Source organism: Moorena sp. SIO3I6 (genome assembly GCF_010672095.1).
Genome location: NZ_JAAHHU010000383.1, coordinates 1 through 4,067, shown reverse-complemented (window position 1 = coordinate 4,067; position 4,067 = coordinate 1). Strand labels below are relative to the sequence as shown.

Sequence of the window (4,067 nt, the reverse complement as noted above, 5' to 3'; positions counted from 1 at the left end):
AGACACGGAGTTTGAGATTACATCGGATCAGCTCGCGGAGAATAAGCATATTCAGATAGTCCTGGCCAATGTTGCGTTAGGAACACCACCAAGAAAAACCTGGTACGTCTTCTGTGACCATGTTGAAATTGAAGGGAGTGAACCCGATAACGCACCTAAGGATGAACAACAATCTGACTTAATTAAGATTAACCCTGACAAGACTGGTCCAATTCAGTTGCCTGGATATGACAAAACCTTTTACCTATCGGAGCCGATTATCGCTGGTGGTCACTTTAGTTGGGCAGAGGCAACTAAAAATGGTACTCGCATTCCTACGGACAAAAGTATTGTGGAGGGCATTCTCAAAATTGCTGAGGTAATGGAGGAAGTGAGGGAATACTTTGGCAATCGCCCCATCCTGGTTCACTCTTGGTATCGCGACCCAGTAACCAATCGCAAAGTTGGTGGTGCTACACGCTCCCGTCATCTTTCTGGGGATGCTGTGGATTTTGTGGTTGAGGGGATATCGCCAATGTCGGTGAATAAACGCCTGGATTCCTGGTGGGGTTCCCGAGGTGGTCTAGCCAGTGCAACTTGTTTCACCCATATTGATGCCCGAGGCCATCGGGCAAGATGGAGTTATGGTTTTTGATATCCTCAGGTGCGACCCAAGGGCGCGAGGGATTGCTCGCGGCCTTGGAGGCGCGCACCTAAAGGATTTTATCTAAAATCGCTGTCCTCTAAACCAAATTCCTCGAGATCTTCTTGTGAGAACTGATAAATTTTAGCTGTTTGCAACCACTCATATATAGCCTCCGGCTTGAGCCACACGCTGACAGTGCCATTGCTTGAAGCAGTGAGGATTTTGGTGCCATCGGGAGAAAACACGGCAGAGTTCACAGCAGCAGGAGTAAGGTCTCTCATCTCCAGGATTAACCTACCGTTTAAATCCCACAGCCTGGCAGTTTTATCGTCAGAAGCAGAGAGAATTGTTTTACCATCGGGAGAAAACACCGCTGAATTAACATCAAACATATGTCCTTGACTGGGGTCTTCTGGAAAAGTTCGGATCTCGTTTCCATTCAAATCCCACAGTTTTATCGTGTCATCTGCTGAAGCGGTGATAATTGTTTTACCATCAGGGGAAAAGACGGCGGAATTAACAGCATCGGTATGTCCTTCAAATTTAGTAATTATTTCTCCGTTCAAGTTCCACAACTTCGCCAGTCCATCCTTAGAAGCCGTAAGGATTTGCTGGCGGTTAGGAGATAGGACAGCGGAATTAACTTCCCCCTTGTGTCCTTTGTATTCTGATATTTCTATAAGTTCACTGCCACTAAAATCCCATAACTTGGCAGTGTGATCGTCAGAGGTAGTGAAAATTTGCTGGTCATGTTGGGAAAAGCTGGCAAATTTAGCACCACTGCTACCGAATATCCTTAAGTTATTATAGTTATCATGTAAATTAATAGCCATGATCAGGCGATCGCCTTTTCCATTCCATAACCGGGTTTGGCCATCATCGGAAGTCGTGATAATATCGTTACCATTAGGGGAGAAAGCTGCTGTTTTTACAGCACAGTTCTTCTCGATATCACAGTCATAAGGAAGTTGCTTGAGCAATTTTACGCTCAGATCCGATTCCGATGAATAAGGCTTTTTATCGGTAGTGGCTATCAAGATTTTGTTGCCGTTACGATAAAACACAGCAGAATTCACAGGTGCTGAATGTTGAAAACTAGAATTTCTAATCAAACTAGAATTAACTGGTTGTTGGGTGATATCCCATAACTTTACTGTCCAGTCATCAGAAGCGGTGATTAGTTTTTCTCCATCGGGAGAAAACGCTGCAGTAGTAACCGATAATTGATGACCGATTAAATTAGCGATAACATTTCCATCCAAATCCCAAATTTTGGCAGTATCATCATCACTAACGGTAATAATCTTCTTACCGTCTGGGGAAAATAATGCTTTTTTGACTGCCTCGGAATGTCCTGCTAAGGTTTTAATTAAGTTTCCATCCTGATCCCATAACTTAGCAGTGCTATCTTCAGAAGCGGTAATAATTTTATCACCGTTTTTGGAAAATAAAGCTGAATTAACCCAACCGGTATGTCCCTTCAATATTTTAATCAGCTCGCCATTTTGTTTCCACAACTTAGCTGTATTATCTTTACTGGTAGTGATAATTTTAGTTCCGTCTGGAGAAAATACCGCAGAGGTAAGACCGCAATTATCATCCTTTACATCCGAACAGCTATCCTGATTTAGAGTTGTGATCAAATTCCCATCGTTATCCCATAATTTAGCCGTTTTGTCCTGTGAAGCGGTGAGAATTGTCTGACCATCAGGAGAAAAGACGGCAGAGACGACGATATCTTTATGCCCCCTCAAGGTGTTAATTAGTTGTCCCTGTTTATCCCATAATTTAGCCGTATTATCATCAGAAGCAGTGAGAATTGTCTGACCATCTGGGGAAAAGACGGCAGAATTAACCTGGCACTGACCGTTGCGGACGCAATCATGCCCTTGTAAGGTATTGATCAATTTGCCTTCCTTATCCCACAACTTAGCCGTTTTATCCTGTGACGTAGTCACTATTGTGTTGCCATCTGGGGAAAATACAGCAGAATTAACCCTAGCAGAATGTCCGGCTAAGGTAGTGATTTGCTCCCCCTTGAGATCCCACAATTTTGCTGTTCTATCCTTTGAAGCGGTGAGAATTATACTACCATCCGGCGAGAATACTGCACTAGTCACAGCCTTTTCATGTTGCATATTGGCAGAGTAAAAAAAGGAGCGGCGATGAATTGCTGAATGGTAGGCTATACTCAGCAATTGTGAAACCTCAGGAACTTGACGGGTATTGTCAATCTTATAAGCAGCCTCGGCAAGGCGTAAAGCCCTCGTCGGGTGTCGTTTTAAAAACCTCATTGCTTCTGAAAGAAGATGGTTTACTCTAGCAATTTTGAGGTTATTTTCAGCCAACTTCTTTTCTTGAATTTCAAGGATAAGAGTGCTAACAGCCGCTACCAATGCTATAATGACTCCGACAATAAAGAATTTTTGTTGTCTAACTCTTTTCTTCTGTTCTGCTAGTCGTGCTTTCGCTTCCTTTGTACGTTCCTCCTGCAACCCTAGGATTTCTGCTTGTCGCTGTTTTTCGGCTTCTTTTGCCGCTTCAATAGCGTTGTTACTGGCTTCAAAAAATTCCTTCTGTAAAGGAGTTGGGGGAGGATATTTATGATCTCGCTCAGCTTCCAAGAACCACTTTTGGGCAATGGAAAACTCAATCCCCCGCAACAGCAAGTCAAGAGTTTTGTGGTTTTTTTCCCATTCCAAGGAGCGCTGAGACAACTTGGTATGCTTATGGACATGGTCTCGGTCAGTATCTAGGGTTCTGATCAATTCACTGAAATTGGCATAAAAATCTCCCCGATAATTTCTAAAGTCTATCCACTGTATCTTAGCTAATGCGGGATGTAACAGGTTTGCTGCTACTTCGTGATGTAATATGGTCACAAACCGTTTATTTAAACTCTGGGCGTATTCCACCTCATCTGCACAATAGGGTGAATTGACTGAGCGAGGGGAAATAATAAATAAAAAGTTGTCACAATTTTCAATACCCCGATAGATTTCCTGCTGAAAATCACTTCCTGGAGGAATGCTTTCTTGGTCAAACCAAGTGGTTTTTCCCTGAATTTGTAGTGCCTCGTTTAACTGACGGGCAAAATCGGAATCTGCTCGGGAATAGGAGATAAACACCTCTAAAGAGGATGAGGTAATTTGATGGCTACTTTCAGTAATAAATTCGTGATGAAGGGGTAGGGGAGGATCAAGGCTACGTTCCTGATTAATAGTGAGCCAAGTTTCATAATATCGCAAATTGTATCCCCGCAGTAAAATACTGGGATTACGATTTTGTTTTTTCCATTTAATCGCCTTTACTAATAACCTCTTATGGTCTGAGTAGTAGAGCTCATCTTGATGCAATACCTTAATCAGTTTGTCAGCATCAATCCGGTATTTAGCTTCATCATTATAGGTAGTAAAATCCAGAAATTGTAACCCCAGTATTA

2 protein-coding genes are annotated in these 4,067 nt (G+C 42.7%); one reads left to right on the top strand and one right to left on the bottom strand.

Annotation, left to right across the window (positions count from 1 at the left end):
* On the top strand, window positions 1-634 hold a 634-nt coding region (locus tag F6K49_RS36465), incomplete at its 5' end, for a D-Ala-D-Ala carboxypeptidase family metallohydrolase (RefSeq protein ID WP_293104705.1).
* A gap of 68 nt (window positions 635-702) precedes the next feature.
* Here F6K49_RS36465 and F6K49_RS36460 read toward each other — a convergent pair.
* On the bottom strand, window positions 703-4,067 hold a 3,365-nt coding region (locus F6K49_RS36460; protein ID WP_293104702.1), incomplete at its 5' end, for a TIR domain-containing protein.